At 40.8% G+C, this 19,374-nt stretch carries 18 protein-coding genes; 5 read left to right on the top strand and 13 right to left on the bottom strand.

Annotated elements, in window-relative coordinates; all coding sequences use genetic code 11:
• The first annotated feature begins 164 nt into the window (after window positions 1-164).
• Window positions 165-2,990: an excinuclease ABC subunit UvrA gene (gene uvrA, locus H5187_RS03080; RefSeq protein ID WP_182767496.1), complete on the top strand. Its 2,826-nt coding sequence runs from the start codon at window positions 165-167 to the stop codon at window positions 2,988-2,990.
• Between the two features lie 30 nt (window positions 2,991-3,020).
• On the top strand, window positions 3,021-4,079 hold the full coding sequence (locus H5187_RS03075; RefSeq protein WP_182740298.1) for a hypothetical protein: 1,059 nt from the start codon (window positions 3,021-3,023) through the stop codon (window positions 4,077-4,079).
• 156 nt (window positions 4,080-4,235) lie between these two features.
• On the opposite strand, the gene H5187_RS03070 is transcribed toward H5187_RS03075, so the two are convergent.
• The 4 genes from H5187_RS03070 to rpe form a co-directional block, all read right to left on the bottom strand.
• Window positions 4,236-4,544: a hypothetical protein gene (locus H5187_RS03070; protein WP_145238560.1), complete on the bottom strand. Its 309-nt coding sequence runs from the start codon at window positions 4,542-4,544 to the stop codon at window positions 4,236-4,238.
• Window positions 4,545-4,701: 157 nt separating this feature from the next.
• Window positions 4,702-5,706 (bottom strand): tryptophan--tRNA ligase, encoded by a 1,005-nt coding sequence (gene trpS / locus H5187_RS03065; RefSeq protein WP_145238557.1) that lies wholly within the window; start codon window positions 5,704-5,706, stop codon window positions 4,702-4,704.
• Between the two features lie 50 nt (window positions 5,707-5,756).
• Window positions 5,757-6,422 carry an HAD-IA family hydrolase gene (locus H5187_RS03060; RefSeq protein ID WP_182717701.1) on the bottom strand — a complete coding sequence of 222 codons (666 nt, stop codon included), beginning with the start codon at window positions 6,420-6,422 and terminating at the stop codon, window positions 5,757-5,759.
• On the bottom strand, window positions 6,422-7,105 hold the full coding sequence (gene rpe / locus H5187_RS03055; protein ID WP_182717700.1) for a ribulose-phosphate 3-epimerase: 684 nt from the start codon (window positions 7,103-7,105) through the stop codon (window positions 6,422-6,424). Before rpe ends, H5187_RS03060 begins: the two co-directional genes overlap by 1 nt.
• 284 nt (window positions 7,106-7,389) lie before the next feature.
• On the opposite strand from rpe, the gene H5187_RS03050 reads away from it, so the two are divergent.
• Window positions 7,390-7,683 carry a hypothetical protein gene (locus H5187_RS03050; RefSeq protein WP_145238548.1) on the top strand — a complete coding sequence of 98 codons (294 nt, stop codon included), beginning with the start codon at window positions 7,390-7,392 and terminating at the stop codon, window positions 7,681-7,683.
• A gap of 4 nt (window positions 7,684-7,687) precedes the next feature.
• On the top strand, window positions 7,688-7,873 hold the full coding sequence (locus H5187_RS03045; protein ID WP_182717699.1) for a DUF2970 domain-containing protein: 186 nt from the start codon (window positions 7,688-7,690) through the stop codon (window positions 7,871-7,873).
• Here H5187_RS03045 and H5187_RS03040 read toward each other — a convergent pair.
• From H5187_RS03040 to H5187_RS03000, 9 genes are all read right to left on the bottom strand, one after another.
• The gene (locus tag H5187_RS03040) at window positions 7,836-8,687 is read right to left on the bottom strand and encodes a Dam family site-specific DNA-(adenine-N6)-methyltransferase (protein ID WP_149982636.1); all 852 of its coding nucleotides are present in this window, start codon (window positions 8,685-8,687) and stop codon (window positions 7,836-7,838) included. The genes H5187_RS03045 and H5187_RS03040 overlap by 38 nt on opposite strands.
• Before the next feature lie 53 nt (window positions 8,688-8,740).
• Window positions 8,741-10,081, bottom strand: a complete 1,341-nt coding sequence (locus H5187_RS03035) for an AAA family ATPase (RefSeq protein ID WP_182760700.1) — start codon at window positions 10,079-10,081, stop codon at window positions 8,741-8,743.
• On the bottom strand, window positions 10,081-11,151 hold the full coding sequence (gene aroB, locus H5187_RS03030) for a 3-dehydroquinate synthase (protein WP_182740294.1): 1,071 nt from the start codon (window positions 11,149-11,151) through the stop codon (window positions 10,081-10,083). The genes H5187_RS03035 and aroB overlap by 1 nt, the downstream gene beginning before the upstream one ends.
• A 25-nt stretch (window positions 11,152-11,176) precedes the next feature.
• Complete coding sequence (aroK, locus tag H5187_RS03025) at window positions 11,177-11,695, bottom strand: shikimate kinase AroK (RefSeq protein ID WP_008466255.1); 519 nt, start codon at window positions 11,693-11,695, stop codon at window positions 11,177-11,179.
• A gap of 184 nt (window positions 11,696-11,879) precedes the next feature.
• Window positions 11,880-13,964: a type IV pilus secretin PilQ gene (locus H5187_RS03020; protein ID WP_182797528.1), complete on the bottom strand. Its 2,085-nt coding sequence runs from the start codon at window positions 13,962-13,964 to the stop codon at window positions 11,880-11,882.
• The gene (locus H5187_RS03015; RefSeq protein WP_182717697.1) at window positions 13,951-14,487 is read right to left on the bottom strand and encodes a pilus assembly protein PilP; all 537 of its coding nucleotides are present in this window, start codon (window positions 14,485-14,487) and stop codon (window positions 13,951-13,953) included. Before H5187_RS03015 ends, H5187_RS03020 begins: the two co-directional genes overlap by 14 nt.
• The gene (locus H5187_RS03010; RefSeq protein WP_149982631.1) at window positions 14,484-15,104 is read right to left on the bottom strand and encodes a type 4a pilus biogenesis protein PilO; all 621 of its coding nucleotides are present in this window, start codon (window positions 15,102-15,104) and stop codon (window positions 14,484-14,486) included. The genes H5187_RS03015 and H5187_RS03010 overlap by 4 nt, the downstream gene beginning before the upstream one ends.
• On the bottom strand, window positions 15,104-15,667 hold the full coding sequence (locus H5187_RS03005; protein WP_149982630.1) for a PilN domain-containing protein: 564 nt from the start codon (window positions 15,665-15,667) through the stop codon (window positions 15,104-15,106). The genes H5187_RS03010 and H5187_RS03005 overlap by 1 nt, the downstream gene beginning before the upstream one ends.
• Window positions 15,655-16,734, bottom strand: a complete 1,080-nt coding sequence (locus tag H5187_RS03000) for a pilus assembly protein PilM (RefSeq protein ID WP_182797527.1) — start codon at window positions 16,732-16,734, stop codon at window positions 15,655-15,657. Before H5187_RS03000 ends, H5187_RS03005 begins: the two co-directional genes overlap by 13 nt.
• A gap of 132 nt (window positions 16,735-16,866) precedes the next feature.
• Between H5187_RS03000 and H5187_RS02995 the strand changes: the two genes are divergently transcribed.
• Window positions 16,867-19,362, top strand: coding sequence for a penicillin-binding protein 1A (locus H5187_RS02995; protein WP_182797526.1), 2,496 nt, complete (start codon window positions 16,867-16,869; stop codon window positions 19,360-19,362).
• The last annotated feature ends 12 nt before the right edge of the window (window positions 19,363-19,374 follow it).

The raw sequence follows: 19,374 nt of genomic DNA, 5'->3' as shown, positions 1-19,374 counted from the left end.
GATTCGCGTGTTCTTGCTGTCTATTAAAATTTGAGCAGGGATTCTACCACAAGCTTACAGAGAAATAATCGTCCCAATGCGATGATTTTTCATTGATCAAGGATTAATCTTCGCACGTATTATGAGATACTCAGTAAATCAATTTGGTAATGAAACGAGATAGCATGGAAAACATTGAAGTCCGAGGCGCCCGCACGCACAATTTAAAAGACATCAGCCTAACCATTCCCCGTGATAAATTAATTGTTATCACCGGTCTATCTGGTTCGGGTAAATCGTCTTTAGCATTTGATACCTTATATGCAGAAGGGCAGCGTCGGTATGTAGAATCTTTATCGGCCTATGCCAGACAATTTTTATCTTTAATGGAAAAACCGGATGTTGATCATATTGAAGGGTTGTCGCCGGCAATTTCAATTGAACAAAAATCAACGTCACATAATCCCCGCTCCACCGTTGGCACCATTACCGAAATATATGATTACCTGCGCTTAATGTTTGCCCGTGTCGGTGAACCGCGTTGCCCTACTCACGATTTGCCACTCGCTGCACAAACTGTTAGCCAAATGGTCGACACTGTGCTGGCGTTCCCAGAGGGCAGCAAGCTGATGTTGCTAGCCCCTGTTGTGAAAGAGCGCAAAGGTGAGCACGTTAAGTTGTTAGAGCAACTAGCCAGCCAAGGTTATATTCGCGCCCGTATTGACGGGGAAGTATGCGACCTTTCTGATCCACCGACTTTAGAACTACATAAAAAACACACTATTGAAGTCGTGGTCGATCGTTTTAAAGTGAAAGATGGCTTACAACAGCGTTTAGCCGAATCGTTTGAAACCGCGTTAGAGCTGTCAGCCGGTGTAGCAACTATTGCATCGATGGATGACGCAAACGCCGAAGAGCTGCTGCTCTCCGCCAACTTCGCTTGCCCAACGTGTGGCTACGCCATGACCGAACTTGAACCTCGGTTATTCTCATTTAATAATCCGGCAGGCGCATGCCAAAGTTGTGATGGTTTAGGAGTTCGTCAGTATTTCGACCCAAATCGAGTGATTCAAAACCCAGAGCTTAGTTTATCTGGCGGTGCCATAAAAGGCTGGGATAAACGCAGTTTTTACTATTTCCAGATGCTACAAGCCGTTGCTGAGCACTATAAATTTGATTTAGAAATGCCATTTCAGGAACTATCTAAAGATGCTAAAAAAATCATTTTAGAAGGTTCTGGCGATACAAAAATTGCTTTTAACTACCGCAACGACCGTGGCGACCTGATCACTCGTAACCATGAGTTTGAAGGCGTGTTAAATAACATGAACCGCCGCTATCGTGAGACAGAATCAAATTCCGTGCGCGAAGAGCTGTCTAAATATCAAACCAGCCAAGCTTGCCCAAGTTGTAAAGGGTCGCGCCTACGCCAAGAAGCGCGCAGTGTATTTATCGGTCAGACTAACTTACCCGCTATCACCAGTATGAGTATTGGTGAAGCCATGAGCTTTTTTGAGCAACTAAGCTTAACGGGCCAAAAAGGCCAGATAGCTGAGAAAATCTTAAAAGAAATTCGCGACCGTTTATCGTTTTTGATCAACGTAGGGCTAAATTATCTCTCTTTAGAGCGCAGTGCTGATACTTTATCTGGCGGTGAGGCTCAACGTATTCGCTTAGCCAGCCAAATTGGCGCAGGCTTAGTAGGCGTAATGTATGTACTTGATGAACCATCGATTGGTTTGCATCAACGTGATAATGACCGTTTACTACAAACGCTGATCCATCTACGCGACTTAGGTAATACCGTGATTGTGGTAGAGCACGACGAAGATGCCATACGTGCCGCCGATCATATTATTGATATAGGCCCTGGAGCTGGCGTGCATGGCGGTTATATCATTGCCCAAGGTACTCGTGATGACATTTTAGCTAGCGAAGAGTCAGTAACAGGGCAATTTTTATCTGGCCGACGCAAAATTGAAGTTCCCAAAGAGCGTCATAAAATCAACGATAAGTGGTTAGAGCTGTTTGGCGCTAGCGGTAATAACTTAAAAAATGTCGATTTAAAAATACCTTTTGGTTTAATGACCTGTATTACTGGCGTATCAGGCTCTGGTAAGTCAACGCTTATCAACGATACCTTATTCAAACTTGCTCATACCGAACTAAACGGAGCGACCACCGCCGAAGCCGCACCGTACAAATCAATTAGCGGCCTTGAGCATTTTGATAAAGTCATCGATATTGACCAAAGCCCGATTGGCCGTACCCCACGCTCAAACCCAGCCACATATACCGGTATTTTTACTGGCATTCGTGAACTGTTTGTAGGCACGCAGGAATCTCGCTCTCGTGGTTACAAAGTCGGTCGCTTTAGCTTTAATGTAAAAGGTGGCCGCTGTGAAGCTTGCCAAGGCGATGGCGTGATCAAAGTCGAAATGCACTTTTTACCTGATGTATATGTGCCATGTGATGTCTGTAAAGGGCAACGTTATAACCGTGAAACGTTAGAAGTGCAGTATAAAGGCAAAAACATCCATCAAGTATTAGAAATGACGGTGGAAGACGCACACGACTATTTTGATAAAATACCCGCCATTGCGCGTAAACTAAAAACCTTAATGGATGTGGGCCTGTCTTATATTCGCTTAGGCCAAGCCGCGACAACGCTCTCTGGTGGTGAAGCTCAACGGGTTAAACTCGCCCGCGAGTTATCTAAACGTGACACAGGTAAAACCTTATACATTTTAGATGAACCAACCACAGGCTTGCACTTTGCTGATATTGAACAATTATTAGTAGTACTGCATCGCCTGCGTGACCACGGTAATACGATTGTGGTTATTGAGCATAATCTTGATGTAATAAAAACAGCCGATTGGATCATTGATCTAGGTCCCGAAGGTGGTGCTGGCGGCGGTGAGATCCTCATTGCAGGCACGCCGGATGAAGTAGCCGAATGTGAGCGTTCACATACTGGCCACTATTTAAAACCCCTATTATCAAAATAGGGTTTTCGCTTTATGTACTAAGGTTGGCCGGTGTTAAGATACATAAAAATTGCCAGATGGCGTGCAAACAAACAGCTGAGGCAACAACAGCAAAATTTGCAACCTCATAAACTGCGCTTTTATGAGCAAGGTAAAGCTATTTGGTTTAATCTTAACACCGCGCAAAAGCTCTACTTATTGGCGTTAATCTGCCTAATCATCTTTCAAAGTGGTTGGCTATGCGCCAGTATCACTATCGTAGCGCTTACTATTGAGTTTTGGCCAAAGTTCAATAAGCTCTGGCATTCACTTGCTGGCAAAGCACTTATACTTATTTTCTATGCCAGTATCGCCAACTTTGTACTGGCCAATGCCAGTGGTATTGTGAATAATGTAACTCATGTTTCAGCAACACATTTTAATTACACCCACAATTTTGCCACGCTACTTTATTTACCACCCTGGGCGTTGGGCATCTCTCTATCGACATTACTATTATTACAATTGATATTGCCGTTCTATATTTTTATGCTCTTAATCATCAAACCGTTTGGTTCACAGCGGGTAAAGTTTATTAGCCAAAGCTATTCACCTTTACTTACAGCTTCTATACGGTTTTTTTTATCAACGATTGTAATAATCAATCTAATGTCTTTTGTTGATGACAAAGATACCGGTGCCGTTTTTGATGACATAGTAAGCAACTTCGTCAGCAGCAAGCAGCTCTCAAGTCGAGCACTAACAAAGCAACAAGAAGTTGAAGTTGTAGAAGAGCTCAGCCAAAAAATACATGGGCAACTACCAAGTGAAAATATTACCCAAACACCTTCCACACTGCCAGTAACTCCGACGGAAGAAGATGAAACCACTCAATCCGTACGATTATTCTTTAACACCAAAGGTTACTTTGAACGCAGCAAACGGTTAATTGCTATGTTTGCTTACACCTACGAAGCAGACCAATACTCCCGTTGCAAAAAATCTGACGACAGTAAATCGATTGAGATTAACGACTACGAAATTGTTGAAATTGCACCAGATAACAGCAAACCTTACGGTTACAGCTTTACGGTAAAAGCATGCCAATCGCCGGGCATTAAAGCGCCATAGCGGGCTACGGGCTACGGGCTACGGGCTACGGAAAATACTAAAGTCAGTTAATTAAAGTCAAACCTGTTTTTTAATTTGGCAATTACTTTGAGTTAATAGGTGGAAGCTGAGCTTTATATAATAAGCATGTTTATATCCCGCGAGCTAAATAGCTTGTTATCTGATGCTTTTAAGTTCAATCCCTGCAATACGAGTTATCAATTCATCGAGAAAGGACAAATCCACTATTTCGCCGTTACTAAATAGTCGGTAATCCGACTCCAAACCTGCCAACAATTCTCTTGCCTCAGCAACACCTTTAAAAAACTCGCTACTGCGTAAAATACACACCAAGAGATCATCTTGCAGCGCAATGCGCTGCTTTATTTCATGTAGACCTTGTCCTAAATAAGACTTGAGCGTCTTTAAATCAGAAGAAGATATACGTCCATTTTCGAACTTTAACGTAATTTTGAAGTATTCCATGAACTTAATCTCATAACGATTGCACTTAACACTTGAATTTAAATAAGATTAAAGCTGCTGCTTCGAGCCTAAATTTGTATATAACAGCAACAAAAAAGCCAGATATTCCGTTGTAGTTGGAACCATCTGGCTTTATATGATTAGTTATTAGCAAGCGTTACGGACGTGGAATAAATCCTAACGCGTTGTAAACAGACTTTAAGGTTATCTCTGCACGTGCGCTGGCTTTTTCAGCACCGGTTTTCATGATGTTGTTGAGCAATGCTTGATCTTCACGTATCTCTTTAAAGCGCGCTTGGATTGGCTCGATCATGCTCACTACTGCGTCAGCGGTGTCTTTTTTCAGATGGCCATACATTTTATCTTCGTATTCAGGCACTAACTCTTCAATTGAGCGCTTAGTTGCAACAGACATAAGTGTTAGTAAGTTTGATACGCCTGGTTTTTCAGTGCGATCAAAATAAATACGCGCTTGCTCGTCTGAATCGGTTACTGCTTTTTTAAGCTTTTTCTCGATCTTTTTTGGTTCGTCTAACATCATGATAAAACCATTTGGGTTTTCATCTGATTTAGACATTTTTTTCAGTGGATCTTGCAGGCTCATTACGCGCGCACCAAACTCTGGAATGTAAGGTTCTGGGATCGTGAAAACTTCACCATATAAGTTATTAAAGCGCGTTGCGATATCGCGTGTTAGTTCAAGGTGCTGCTTTTGATCATCACCTACTGGTACTTGCGCCGCTTGATAAAGTAAAATATCAGCTGCTTGTAATACCGGATAAGCAAACAAACCAACGTTTACGTTGCTGGTGTTCTTTGCTGACTTATCTTTAAACTGGGTCATGCGGTTAAGCTCCCCCATTTGCGCATAACAGTTTAGTACCCAACCTAGCTGTGCATGTTCAGGCACTTGCGACTGCACAAATAAAGCAGCTTTATCTGGATCAATACCACATGCAACATACAAAGCTATACCATCTAATACACGGGTTTTTAAAAGCTCTGGATCTTGGCGTAACGTAATCGCGTGCAAATCAGCTAACATAAAGTGACTATCATACTCTTCCTGTAGCTTTACCCACTGGTTAATAGCGCCAACATAGTTGCCTATTGTCATTCCACCGGTTGGCTGCATGCCACTTAACACTACTGGTTTACTCATGATGTTCCTTTATATTACAAAAATAAAAAATGCTAAAATTAAAAAATCGCTTAACGCTGGGTAAGAACAGGTATTATATCTAAGAAATTCTCACAGAGGTACTGTGGATTCAAATCAGCAAGATTTTCACCTTGGTTATAACCATAATTAACGGCAAGTACGTCTATATGTGCCGCTTGCGCCGCTAAGATATCACTTTTTGAGTCACCAATCATAATTGCTTGACTCACTGGTACATTTAATTGCTGACAAGCAAATAAAAGAGGCTCTGGTGAAGGCTTTTTGGCCATGTCATCACCACACACTATCACCTCAAAATGACTTCTTAAAGCGAGCTTATCAAGTAGCTTTTCAGTAAAGCAGCGGGCTTTGTTAGTGATCAACGCTTTTGGTATACCACGTAACGCCGCAAGGCCTGTTTCTACGTGTTGATAAAGCACACTGTATTCACCTACTTGTTGCTCATAATGATCATAAAAAAGCGCAATTGCTTTATCTGCTAATGCTGGATCTAGGTGTTCACTGACTTTCATGTCGCCACTGAGGCCTCGCTTAACCAGCATTTCAATGCCGTTACCAACCCAGCTTTGTACCAACCCCTGACTTACAATTGGAAAAGCTAAATCAGATAAAGTCAGATTCATCGCTATATATAAATCATAAACACTATCAACTAAAGTACCATCAAGATCAAATAAAGCGGCTTCATACTTCATTATTTTACACCCTCTAACTGGGCACGCATTTGCTCAATTACTTGTTGGTAATCTGGCTGATTAAAAATAGCAGAGCCGGCAACAAACATGTCAGCACCGGCTTGAGCCGCCGCCGCAATATTATCGACTTTAATACCACCATCTACTTCTAAACGAATAGCACGACCTGAATCATCAATTATTTTCCGTGCTTGGCGTAGTTTTTCCAAAGTATGAGGAATAAAACTTTGACCGCCAAAACCTGGATTAACCGACATTAATAAAATCACATCAAGCTTATCAATCACATGTTCTAAATAGCTTAAACTCGTCGCAGGGTTAAAGACTAAACCAGCTTGGCAACCATGATCTTTGATCAGCTGCAAAGTGCGATCAATATGTTCACTCGCTTCAGGATGAAAAGTAATGATTGAAGCACCAGCATCAGCAAATTGCGGTATTAAACTATCGACCGGTTTAACCATTAAATGCACATCAATAGGCGCAGTAATACCATAATCACGCAGCGCTTTGCACACCATAGGCCCAATTGTTAAGTTTGGCACATAGTGATTATCCATCACATCAAAATGAACTACATCTGCACCAGAAGCTAAAACACGCTCAACATCTTCGCCCAAACGGGCAAAATCAGCAGATAAAATAGACGGGGCGATAAGGTACTTTTGTAGTGTTTCTAACATAAACAATCCTTAGTGATATTAAAAATGCGCAAAATAGCAAGGCCATTAATTGCCATAATGTAACCTAAATCAAGCTATTCCCCAAGAATCCCAGTTAATTAAAGCTTTAACTCTATTTGAAGTTTTGCAACGGTTATATTTTAAACAGCCAAATATAAACATTATTTTTACCTTAACCTTTTAATTTTATTAATTTTTTATATTTGTTAAGGATAAATTAAGTTTGTTATTTGAGCATTTTTTATGTATGCTCTAGTGAGTAACACTATTATGGACTTAGTAAAATGCGTGCTTTTAAAATCGGGATCTTAACTGCGGCTGCTATAACTATCGGTACACTAAGCTACTTTTCAAAAAGTGATAATACACTTATCGCAGCTAACGATTGCGAATGTAGCTCAGGCCATTTAAAAATTAATAATGCAGTGCAATGTATGAAGGTCGAACAAGAATCAAGTTGGATGTCATGGATCACTGGTGATAGTCGCAGTGCACAATTTCATTATTTAGATTTACTTGAATTATTAACCAGCTCAGACGAACCACAAAAAGCGCGTTCACTTAGCCCTAGGTTTTAATAAAATGCGGCAACTGATCAGCGCTATACAAAGTGTTGTTGCGGCATTTTTTGGCGTGCAATCTGAACACAAGCGTCACGCTGACTTTAAACAACACTCGCCTACCAGTATTATTATCATCGCTATTATTTTATTTATATCTTTTGTAACCGCTATCTATGGCGTGGTGACTTGGGTGCTAAGTACATAGCCATCAACTCATTGACTTTATTGCGCGAACCACCTTTTGGGCTAATCGTCCGCTTAACTTGAATTTCAGCTAACGTTGCTTGGCTATATATTTTACGTGTCCATACAGTGTCATGATTGGAGATCAATACCGGTGTTTTGTTTTCAAATGCCGCTTGCTCAGCTAAATTAGCTAGATTCGCCTGATCATCTAAATTAAAGCCACCCTTAGCATAAGAGGTAAACGACGCCGTTTTACTCAAAGGCACATAAGGTGGATCGCAATAGATCACTGCGTTATCGGGTACTAATTTAAATACATCGTCATAACCTAAACAAGTAAACGTGGCTTGTTGCGCTTTTTCGGCAAAAAAGTACATTTCTTTTTCAGGAAAATACGGACGTTTATACTTACCGAACGGAACATTAAAAATTCCTTTCAGGTTATAGCGGCATAAACCGTTGTAGCCGTGGCGATTCATATATAAAAATAAAATCGCTCGCTCGTAGATGTCATTACTTTGATTAAACTGTACGCGATAATCATAATATGCGTCAGGCTGGTTGTTTAAATCAACAAACAGCTTTTTAGCATCGCTGATGAATTCATCTGGAGAATTTTTTAATTCGTTATACAAGTTAATGAGATCAGCATTAATATCATTAAGAATATAATCTTTAAAATCTGTGTTTAAAAATACCGAGCCAGCACCTACAAACGGTTCAACTAAGGTATCAGCGTGTTTGCTCGCTTCATTTAAGCGCGCGCTAATATCTTCAACTAAGCTGTATTTTCCGCCAGCCCATTTAAGGAAGGCTCTGGTCTTTTTCTGCATCGGCTCTTTACTTCAAACTGGTGTGCCGCGATTTTACACTAAACAGTGTAAATTTACTGATCTAGTAACGCGATTTCTTGTTTTATTTTACTGATTTTTTTATAAAACGGCTGATTTTTACGCACCGCTTCAGGTAGGCTTGCTAGCACTTCGCGAGCCGCATTTAAGTTATCAAAGCTGCCATAGGTTACCACCCACCACATTTTATCGTTGCGGCGTGTTTGATAGACTTTACCAAGTACTTGCAGCGACTGTTTAGCAACAAACTGCTCTGCGATTGTTTGCTGAGTTACCGCTAGTAACTGGATCACGACCTTACTATCCGGCTGTTGTAGATACCAAGCATTATCTGCTGGCATAATTTGCTGCACTTGAGGAACAGGCTCTACCACAGTGGGTTCTTCAGCTAAGCTAGTCGTGATATCAACAGGCTCTGCAACTGGCGCTAAACTATCTAGTATTGCCGCAACATTATTTTCCTGAGTAGGATTATCAATAAGCGGATTGTCTTGCTCTGGTTGATCTTGTTGAGCAGCTGATTGAGCATCTGCAGCTTCTACTTGTGAGGAATCTATTGTCACCGCAGGTTCTGTTACAGCTTGCTTTAAAGTATCGACTGCGATTGCCGTCGCCACTGGAGTTTCAGGTTGTGGCTGATAAAAATCCTGCCACCAACGGGTCATATCAGATTTATATAAAAAGCCAATGATGAGTAACATAATAATCACTAGCAGCGTTATTAAATGTACTCGCCAAGATACTTTATCAGTGACTACAACCTTAGCTGTATGCTGTGTTGGTTGCCACGCTAACAATAAACTCGGATTACCGTGTGCTTCGCGCAAAAAGGTTTGAAATACCGGGTCTTCATCATAAGGTAAATCATTAAAATAGCACTTCATCAACTGTTTACTTTCTGCTATAGAAAGTGCTTCGAGATGAATTTCAACAGCGCTTTTAAATTGCCCCACTGATTGCGATGCCAGTAAGACATATAAAGTAGTAGGACTATGCTTGGCAAGCGTTGTTAACTCTTCGACCATTTCTTCAGATAAATGCCGTCCACCATCTAACACCCATAAACATGGACCACAGTTTTGCTGTTTAGCTAGTTGGTAAAAATTTTCTGACAGGCTTAGGTTTTGATCAATTAACGGCGAGCGGAAGCTTTGTTCCAGTAACTCACTCATCAATTGCATATCACTCATACGCGCACTAAGCTGCACAAATGACTTATTAAAATCACTGTATTTATCAGTAATGAAGGTTTCGAGAAGATAACTTTTACCAAGTCCAGAAGGACCCAGTAAGACAATTAAATTTTGCCCATATTCAAACTGTAGGGCAATCCGATCAACCAAAGCCGCACGGCTAGGTAAGATTTGCGATTGCATTAGCGCCCTATTAAATTTCGGACCTGTTGATCTGATACATCATCAACCAACGCGCATTGACCAAACGCAGTAGGAAGAATAAAACGGATCGTGCCTTTTTTATTCTTTTTATCTTTACGCATATGATGAAGGAAATGTTCAGCAGTCATCACATCAGGGATCTCACTAGGCAAATTATATTGTGCTATTAAGGTAACGATCCTTGCAACTTCTTGTGCACTTAAATCACCACGAGTATGAGCTAGCTGTGCAGCTAATACCATGCCAGTGGCAACAGCTTCACCATGTAGCCATTGGCCGTATCCCATTTGCGCTTCGATAGCATGCGCAAAGGTATGGCCTAAATTAAGTAACGCTCGTAGTCCTGCTTCTTTTTCATCCTGAGCGACAATCAGTGCTTTAATTTCACAACAACGAAAAATCACATGCTGAATGGTTTCTTCATCCAAAGCCTGTAATTGCGCGGTGTTGTTTTCTAGAAAAGTAAATAATTCTGTATCGTAAATTAAGCCATATTTAATAACTTCAGCCATACCGGCTGCAAATTCACGAGCAGGAAGTGTATGCAATGATTGAGTATCAATAAACACGGCTTGCGGCTGATAAAAAGCCCCAATCATGTTTTTACCCAAAGGATGGTTAACCGCCGTTTTACCGCCAACTGATGAATCAACTTGCGATAATAAGGTAGTGGGTACTTGAATAAACGGTACCCCGCGTTGATAGCAGGCCGCAACAAAACCAGTCAGATCACCGACCACACCACCACCAAGGGCGATTAAGCAAGTATCTCTGCCGCAATTGTTTTCAAGCAAAAATGCCGAGATTTTCTCAAACCATTCCAGTGATTTATATTGCTCACCATCAGGAATAATAAAACTTAGCGGATTTAAATCAGCTAATAACTCCATTGCATCGCTTAAGTACAAAGGTGCAATGGTGTCATTAGTGATAATGATAGGTCGACAATCACCAATATGATGATGCAGCCTGTCAGTCTGTTGAAGAGCAGATTGACCAATATAAATAGGATAACTTCGCTCGTCTAAATTAACTGTTAATTCAAGCATCGCTAGTATCCTTTCTTATTGGTATTTAAAAATCTAATTTCTCGATGATTTGATTAGCGACAACTTTAGCGCTTTGCTCATCAGTGCGTACAACAAAATCAGCTACTTCTTTATACAACGGTTCGCGTTCTTCAGCTAAGCGCTCTAATACATCACGAGGTGCTTCTTCTGTTTGCAGTAATGGGCGACGCTTGTCGCGCTGCGTGCGTGCAACTTGCTTTTCGATAGGTGTCTCTAGGTATACAACAATACCACGAGCCGAAAGCTTGTTTCGTACTTCTTTACTCATCACAGAACCACCACCAGTTGCAAGTACAATACCTTGCATTTCTGTTAGATCGCCAATGACAGATTCTTCACGAAGTCGAAAGCCTTCTTCACCTTCAAGATCGAACACCCAGGCAATATCTGCACCGGTACGGCGTTCGATTTCTTGATCAGAATCGACAAATTCAAGGTGCAATTGATCTGCAATGTGACGACCAATTGTGCTTTTGCCAGCCCCCATAGGGCCAACTAGAAATATATTACGTTTTTCAGCCATATCTTTTAGTACAAACGAACTCTAAAATTTGAAATAAAACCCCGCCTAACGACCTGGCCCCAAAATTAAGGAGGGGATTATCTCAGTAATTGATTGGGTATTTCAAGTCAATTAGAACAAAAAGCCAATTAACGAGCAATTAAAGTCAATAATTGCCCATTGTGTAAGAATAAATCAGTGTAAATTACTCTATTTGGATTTTCGGAGTAACGAAAATCAGCAATTCTTTCTTTTCATTAAACTCACTAGTGCTTCTAAACAGCACTCCTAGGTAAGGAATATCACCTAATAATGGTACTTTTTTAACTGAGTTAATGATTTGCTGCTGGAATATACCACCAAGTACCACGGTTTGACCATTCTCAACCAGTACTTGGGTTTGAATTTCTTGGGTATCAATTGCAACTGCAGGACCAGTTCCAGTTTGTACCGTATCACCTCGGGTATCTTGGGTAATGATTAAATCCAAGATAACTTTATTATCTGGGGTGATGTGTGGTGTTACCTCAAGACTCAATACTGCCTTTTTAAAGCTAACAGTTGTAGCACCACTTGAAGCAGATTCAACATACGGTATTTCGGTACCTTGTTCAATACGTGCTTTTTTCTGGTTGGCAGTCGTAATGCGCGGACTTGCGATAATTTCACCACGGTTTTCTTCTTCAAGCGCGGTTAGCTCTAAATCAAGTAACGTGCCATTTGCTAATTTAGCAACGTGCATACCAATACTGCCAGCGGCACCTGTGATAGGCAAGTTTACATTAAGGCGATCAGAAATACTTGGAATGGTGCCGTTAGAAATCGTATTAGCACCTTCTAAGGTACCTGAAATACCATCAGTGCCTTGTTGATCACTAAACCCCCAACGTACTCCTAAGTCTTCTTTTACGTTATCACGTACAGTAACCATACGTGCCTCAATAATAACTTGTCTAACCGCTATATCCAAAGTTTCGACCATACGGCGAACACTTGCAATGCTTTTAACGGTGTCTTTAATTAACAAGGTATTGGTACGTTTATCAACGGATACACTGCCGCGAGCACTAATAATGCTGTTAGTGTCGGTTTTCAGTAAATCAGCAAACTCTTCCGCTTTAGCATAATTCAAACGAATATATTCACTATAAAGCGGCTCTAAGTCTTCAACTTGTTGTTTGGCTTTTAGATCTTTCGCTTCGCGGGCGGCAAGCTCTTCAGATGGTGCCACCATTAATATAGAGCCATCCATACGCTTATCTAAACCTTTAACGCGTAATACCACGTCAAGAGCTTGATCCCAAGGCACACCATCTAAACGCAGAGTTATGTTGCCACTGACTGAGTCACTGGTTACTAGGTTGAAATCATTATAGCCGGCAATAATTTGCAATACGGCACGCACAGAGATGTCTTGAAAGTTTAGGGTCATTGGGCGACCTTGGTATTCTTTACCACCTTCTAAATATGAACGTTGCGATTCATCTTTTTCAACTGTAAGTGTAAGAATATTTTCAATTTGTTGATAAGTGAATTTAAACGCGGCATTAGGGGATATCACTACCCTACTCATATTATTTTCTTTAAATGTCTCAATTGAGCTCACTACAGTGCCAAAATCTAGCACATCTAGCTCATATAATAAGTCATCTAAAATATCGGTATGATGAAACTCAGCAATAATTTTACCGCCACTTTCATGCACATCAATCGCAGCTTGAGTATCTTGTAAAAAGACTAAGACTCGCGCTTCACCTTTTTCACCGCGACGAAAATCAATAGACTGGATTGAGTTAATGTAATTGCCCGTCACTTCTTTAGCGGTATTAGCATCTTGTTGTGACGTGATAGGATTATCGGAAACGTGTAATGAAACAAGGTTATTGTTCACCGTTGTTTGGTAAATTTTTAAACGCTCTAAATGAACAGTGACAATCAAGTTACCATCAACAGCTACACTATTAACTTTTTCAATACCTGCTTGGTTGATTTGTACTTCACTTAAACCTTGTTCAACACTAGCTGCATTAAAGCGCATTTCAATACGGGCCGGGTTATTAAATACCTGAACTTTTGGCTCTTCAGTCAGCTCTTCATCAAATACCAGCTGTAACTGTGTTTCTCCAGCTATTAGCGGGCTATAACGAACATCATACAATAGCGGCGTAGCCATTGCTGATTGCGTGATAAAAAGGGCAATAACAACAAACAAAGCCTGCTGAATGCGATTACTCCAAGATACTCCCTTATGCATTTTAATTTTACCTTTTTTATTTTTAACTAGTGCCATTGGATCCCGCCTCTAACATTTCCAGCTTCGTCAGGCGCTCTTTCCAACAACCAGACCCGTCGGGTATTAATTCTAACAATTCTATATAATCACTTTTAACATCTTGTACAACACCATGATACAAACCAATATGATTACCGATAGTAACTCGGTGTAAAGTATCATCTGCAGCTTTAATTAATGCCCATGTTTGGCCACCAGAACCCAGCGTGCCTTTCATTGCTAGGTTATCCAACGGATATTTCTCTAATACTTCACGCGTACGATCAGGATCAGGGTGTAAGCAGTTTTTAACTTGGATCATGTTATTTTGAATAATTTCTGGTTGCGGCGCAACAAAAGGACTACGTAGTTGCTGTGCATTGTATTCAAAGTGCTCAAATTGGGTCAGTTTTGGAATAGCCTCTACCTTAGGTGTAGTGCTGGCTTTTACCTGATCAATAAATTCTTTTTGCTCAGAAGTATCATCGTTACATGCGCTCACCAAAATACCGCTGAGTAAAACAAAGGCTAGTTTTTTCATTTTTTAGCCCCTACTTTCTTCACGCCGCCTTCATAGCGGTAAGTTTTGGCAACCACGCTAAATGTCAGTTTGCCTGAGTCTGAACTATTAATTGAAAAGTCATGCAAACTTACTATACGAGGAAGTTGCGCCACTTTACCAACAAAATCACCAAACTCATGGTAGCTACCTATTACTTCAATTTTAATCGGTAACTCAGTATAAAATTCTTTTTCCACTTCTGGTAACCAGCCAATTTTAAGAAAGGTTAAGCCACTGGTCGTGCCCACATAAGATAAATCATCAAGTAAGCCTGGTGTTTCGTTTGAAGTCGGTAAGCGCTTTAGTAGTAAAGAAAACTTTTCTTCCATTTCAACCATTTGTTGACGGTAAATTTCTAGATTACTGGCCACAGCATATTTCACTCGATAGGTACTGCGTAACTCAACTTCTTTACTAACTGCATTGTGGTAGCTATCTATTTCATCTGAAACCAATAAGCTGTAACTAAAAAACAGCACCAAGGCAGCTACAAAAGTACAGCAAATAACCTTGACAACTATTGGCCAATCGCCGATATTTTCAAGCTCAATTTCGTTCCATTCAATCTCTGTTAACGCTTTGATATCAAGGTTCATTATTTAACCTCTCCAATCTTATCAAAGGGTTTTACATAAAATTCCATATTAAAATCACTCAATAAACGAGACGATTTCTCCCCTGCAATAATGCCTTGCATTGTCGGCTTTTCGAGCAGATAGGAGTTTTGTACTTGGCGCAACATGTTTGACAAATAATTATTTGATTCGCTACGCCCAACCACATGAATTGCACTACCACGGCGCTCTAACTTAGTTAGATAAACACCCGTTGGTACAATTTTGGCAACTTCATCCATAATTTGTGTGCCTAAATTACGACTACTTTGCAGCTCTTCAATTAAGCGCATACGTTGCTGTAAGTTTTCTTTCTTTTTATCTAACTCACGAATTTCACTAATACGCCGATCTAATTGCCCTATTTCAGTTGAAAGGTAATTATTTTTAATATTTTGACCGTCTCGTAAACCACCGTAATAGCTACTCAATAAATACATACTGATAAAACTGCCAAGCACCACGAAAAATAAAATAGTGACAAATTTATTCTGCGATTGTTTTCGCTGCTGTTCGCGCCACGGCAGTAGATTTATATGTGGCATGATGAAAAACTCCTTAATGCCAAACCTGTCGCTATTGCAAATTGAGTACGATGACGCTGTAACACATTGCGATCGACATGGTGGGAAATATCCATATTTTCAAAAGGCTCAGCCACTATGGTATGAATACCTAGTTCTTCAATTAGCAATCGTTCAAGGCCATCAATCATCGCTGTGCCACCAGTAAGCACAATGTAATCGATTTGATCTTTGCCACTGGTAGTTAAAAACATCTGCACTGCGCGGCGCACTTGCTGTAATAATGAGGTTTGAAATGGTGCCAATACTTCAAACGTGTAGTTAGGCGGAAGATCGCCTGTAGTTTTGCCTATTTCAGCTTCATCAAAACTTTTATTATAATAAGCTACTATGCTGTTAGTGTATTGATCACCACCAAATACTTGGTCTCGGGTGTAAATCGTTTCACCGCCAAGTACCACACTTACCAACATAAGTACCGCACCAATATCGACCACTGCTACACACTTATTAAATGCATCGCTTGGTAATTGCTGATAATACACATCCATTGCGCGACTCAGCGCATAGCTTTCTACATCAACTACTTTTGCTATTAAACCAGCTGATTCTAAGGCACCAACACGGGCTTCAACACTTTCGGTACGCGCAGCTGAAAGCAACACATTCATTTTGGAAGGATCGGCTTCGTTGGTACTGAGCTTTTCAAAATCTAGGCTAACTTCATCTAAAGGATAGGGAATAAGGCTGTCCGCCTCGATTTCTATTTGCGACTCAAGCTCTGCATCGCTAAGCGTAACATCCATAAAAATTACTTTCGTAATGACGGTTTGTCCCGATACAGCCACTGCTGCCGAACGAATTGACTTAGGTAACTTACGCTTTAGCTTAGTAATGATATTACCAATTGCCTCAATATCTTGAATATTGCGCTCAGCCATTGTACCTTTTGGCATTGGCTCAATTGCTAACGCTTCGAGCCTGTAGCCACTGTCCGTTTCATTCAGCAACACCGCTTTTATAGCATGTGAACCGATATCTATCCCTACCATCATCGATGAAGACTTACTCAATAGTTGACTTAGCATGTTCGCAACTTGGCCTTTGTTTTAAGAATAAACAAGTTATAATTTTTATATGAAAAAATACTATTCATTTTTTAATCAATATATACTAGCAGTCTCCGATTCTAATTGGGAGTCCATTTAGGGAAAATATAAGTGATTTTATTGAAACGAACTTTACAATTTTTTATCATCTGCGCGTTTTTAGGGCTCATTACCTTAGTAAGCCTTTATTATTACGTTAAATCTGATATCCCCAGTGTGCAAGTTTTAAAAGACGTGCAATTACAAACTCCTATGCAAGTCTTTTCGAAAGATGGTTTGTTAATCAACCAGTTCGGTGAAAAACGTCGCATTCCAGTGACTATAGAAGAGATCCCACAACCACTCATAAATGCTATTTTAGCTACTGAAGATAACCGCTTTTATGACCATATAGGTATAGATCCTATAGGTATTTTACGTTCAGCGCTCGTATTAATTTCAACTGGTGAGAAAAAACAAGGCGCAAGTACTATAACAATGCAGTTAGCTCGTAACTTCTTCTTAACACGTGAAAAGGCCTATATCCGTAAAGTAAAAGAGATCTTCATTGCGTTACACATTGAGAACTTACTTACCAAGGATGAAATACTCGCTTTATACCTAAATAAAATAGAGTTAGGTAATCGTGCTTTTGGTATCGGAGCCGCTGCACAAGTCTATTATGGAAAGCAACTAAACGAGTTAACTTTAGCGCAAATGGCAATGATTGCAGGCTTACCAAAAGCGCCGTCAGCTTTAAATCCGATCAGAAACCCAGTTCGCGCCAAGGCACGCCGTAATGTGGTACTCAGACGTATGCTCGATGAAGGTTATATCTCTCAAGCAGACTACAACCAAAGCTCTCAAGAACCAATTACGGCAAAATTTCATGGTGCCGAAATAGACTTATATGCGCCTTATATATCTGAAATGGTGCGTGCAGAAATGGTCGCTCGTTATGGCTACGAAAAAGCCTATAATACCGGCTTTAAAGTTTACACCAGTGTTGAATCTGACGTACAAGCCGCAGCGCAAAAAGCACTCGTTGATAATCTTCATGCATACGATATGCGCCATGGCTATCGTGGCCCAGAGCAGCAACTGTGGGATTTTGAAACGCAACCTGCCCTAAGTTCTAGTGAAATTTTAGCAAAGCTAAAACCGGTAAAAGAAATTGCCCCGTTATTAACAGCAGCAGTTTTGTCTGTAGCAGATCAAACGGCAACAGTGTTATTAAAAAGTGGTGAGCAAGCCACTCTAGACTGGGATAATCTCAAATGGGCACGCAAATACATTACGCGTTACCGTCAAGGTTTTCCTCCAAAAACCGCTACCGACATACTCAATCCAGGGGAGCAAATTTGGCTACGTAAAAATGACGATGGTAGTTATCTACTCAGCCAATTGCCTGAAGCGTCAAGTGCATTAGTATCGCTGGATCCGAATGATGGTCGCATTAAAGCGATTGTTGGTGGCTATAGCTTTGAACAAAGCCAATATAACCGAGCCGTGCAAGCAAAACGTCAGGTAGGTTCTAACATTAAGCCGTTTATTTATTCAGCGGCGCTGAATAATGGTTATACCTTAGCGTCTATTTTAAATGATGCACCAATCAATCAATGGGACAAGAGCCTAGGGGTCGCATGGCGACCAAAAAACAGCCCTGCGATATATAACGGCCCAATCCGTATTCGTCGTGCTTTAGCACAATCGAAAAACGTTATTTCGGTGCGCTTACTACGCGGGGTAGGCTTGCAGCGCACAGCTGATCACCTATTAAAATTTGGCTTTCAAAATAATGATATCAATCGCAGTGAATCGCTAGCTTTAGGTAGTGCGTCAATTACTCCTTTAGAACTTGCCCGTGGCATGAGCACATTTGCCAATGGCGGTCATTTGATCACCCCTTATTTCATTAATGAGATTCAAGACTCTGCAGGTAATGTGTTATTTAAAACAGAACCACTATTAGCGTGTGATCCCGTTACTCCTCCGCTAACAACGACTCAATTTGAGTCTACTTCTGAGTTAAATACCAGCCAAGCTGCAAATCATTGTGCGCCGCGCATCATATCTAAACAAAACGCGTTTTTGATAGCCGATGCGATGAATAGCGCAATTTGGGGAGGCGGTAGTTGGGCTCATAAAACGGGTTGGAGTGGCACCGGCTGGCGTGCTCAGGTATTAGATCGTCGCGATCTTTCCGGTAAAACGGGTACTACTAATGACTCTGTCGATACTTGGTTTAGCGGCTTTAACCGTAATGTTATGACCTCGGTCTGGGTTGGATTTGATAATCCAGGTAACCCGCTTGGTCGCTCGACGTATAATAACAACATGGATAATACCCAGATCTCTGGTGCAGAATCTGGTGCTAAAACAGCTCAACCAGCATGGATTGACTTTATGCGAGTAGCACTCAAAGATAAGCCAGAAGCACCAATCGAGCCACCTGAAGGATTAGTGTCGGTACGAATCGATTTAGCAACGGGACTCTTGAGTCAAAAGAACGATTACACTAGTCGCTTTGAATACTTTGAAAAAGGCACCTCGCCCACTAAGTATGTGATGCAGCATGTAGAAAACGTTTTTGAAGAAGAAACTAAAACAGAAGAAGAGCTGTTTTAATATTACTCTATC

This window comes from Pseudoalteromonas sp. SG44-1 (assembly GCF_014164315.1).
Classification (GTDB): domain Bacteria; phylum Pseudomonadota; class Gammaproteobacteria; order Enterobacterales; family Alteromonadaceae; genus Pseudoalteromonas; species Pseudoalteromonas rhizosphaerae.
The sequence above is the reverse complement of the archived record's forward strand: the minus strand, read 5'-3'. Positions and strand labels throughout refer to the sequence as shown.

What these genes read in the sequence shown, in the direction of transcription:
- H5187_RS03000 (WP_182797527.1), bottom strand. Translation starts at nt 16,734, where the DNA reads ATGCTAAGTCAACTATTGAGTAAGTCTTCATCGATGATGGTAGGGATA.
- trpS (WP_145238557.1), bottom strand. Translation starts at nt 5,706, where the DNA reads ATGAGTAAACCAGTAGTGTTAAGTGGCATGCAGCCAACCGGTGGAATG.
- aroK (WP_008466255.1), bottom strand. Translation starts at nt 11,695, where the DNA reads ATGGCTGAAAAACGTAATATATTTCTAGTTGGCCCTATGGGGGCTGGC.
- H5187_RS03005 (WP_149982630.1), bottom strand. Translation starts at nt 15,667, where the DNA reads ATGCCACATATAAATCTACTGCCGTGGCGCGAACAGCAGCGAAAACAA.
- H5187_RS03010 (WP_149982631.1), bottom strand. Translation starts at nt 15,104, where the DNA reads ATGAACCTTGATATCAAAGCGTTAACAGAGATTGAATGGAACGAAATT.
- H5187_RS03035 (WP_182760700.1), bottom strand. Translation starts at nt 10,081, where the DNA reads ATGCAATCGCAAATCTTACCTAGCCGTGCGGCTTTGGTTGATCGGATT.
- H5187_RS03015 (WP_182717697.1), bottom strand. Translation starts at nt 14,487, where the DNA reads ATGAAAAAACTAGCCTTTGTTTTACTCAGCGGTATTTTGGTGAGCGCA.
- aroB (WP_182740294.1), bottom strand. Translation starts at nt 11,151, where the DNA reads ATGCTTGAATTAACAGTTAATTTAGACGAGCGAAGTTATCCTATTTAT.
- H5187_RS03070 (WP_145238560.1), bottom strand. Translation starts at nt 4,544, where the DNA reads ATGGAATACTTCAAAATTACGTTAAAGTTCGAAAATGGACGTATATCT.
- H5187_RS03050 (WP_145238548.1), top strand. Translation starts at nt 7,390, where the DNA reads ATGCGTGCTTTTAAAATCGGGATCTTAACTGCGGCTGCTATAACTATC.
- H5187_RS03045 (WP_182717699.1), top strand. Translation starts at nt 7,688, where the DNA reads ATGCGGCAACTGATCAGCGCTATACAAAGTGTTGTTGCGGCATTTTTT.
- H5187_RS03060 (WP_182717701.1), bottom strand. Translation starts at nt 6,422, where the DNA reads ATGAAGTATGAAGCCGCTTTATTTGATCTTGATGGTACTTTAGTTGAT.
- H5187_RS03020 (WP_182797528.1), bottom strand. Translation starts at nt 13,964, where the DNA reads ATGGCACTAGTTAAAAATAAAAAAGGTAAAATTAAAATGCATAAGGGA.
- rpe (WP_182717700.1), bottom strand. Translation starts at nt 7,105, where the DNA reads ATGTTAGAAACACTACAAAAGTACCTTATCGCCCCGTCTATTTTATCT.
- uvrA (WP_182767496.1), top strand. Translation starts at nt 165, where the DNA reads ATGGAAAACATTGAAGTCCGAGGCGCCCGCACGCACAATTTAAAAGAC.
- H5187_RS03040 (WP_149982636.1), bottom strand. Translation starts at nt 8,687, where the DNA reads ATGCAGAAAAAGACCAGAGCCTTCCTTAAATGGGCTGGCGGAAAATAC.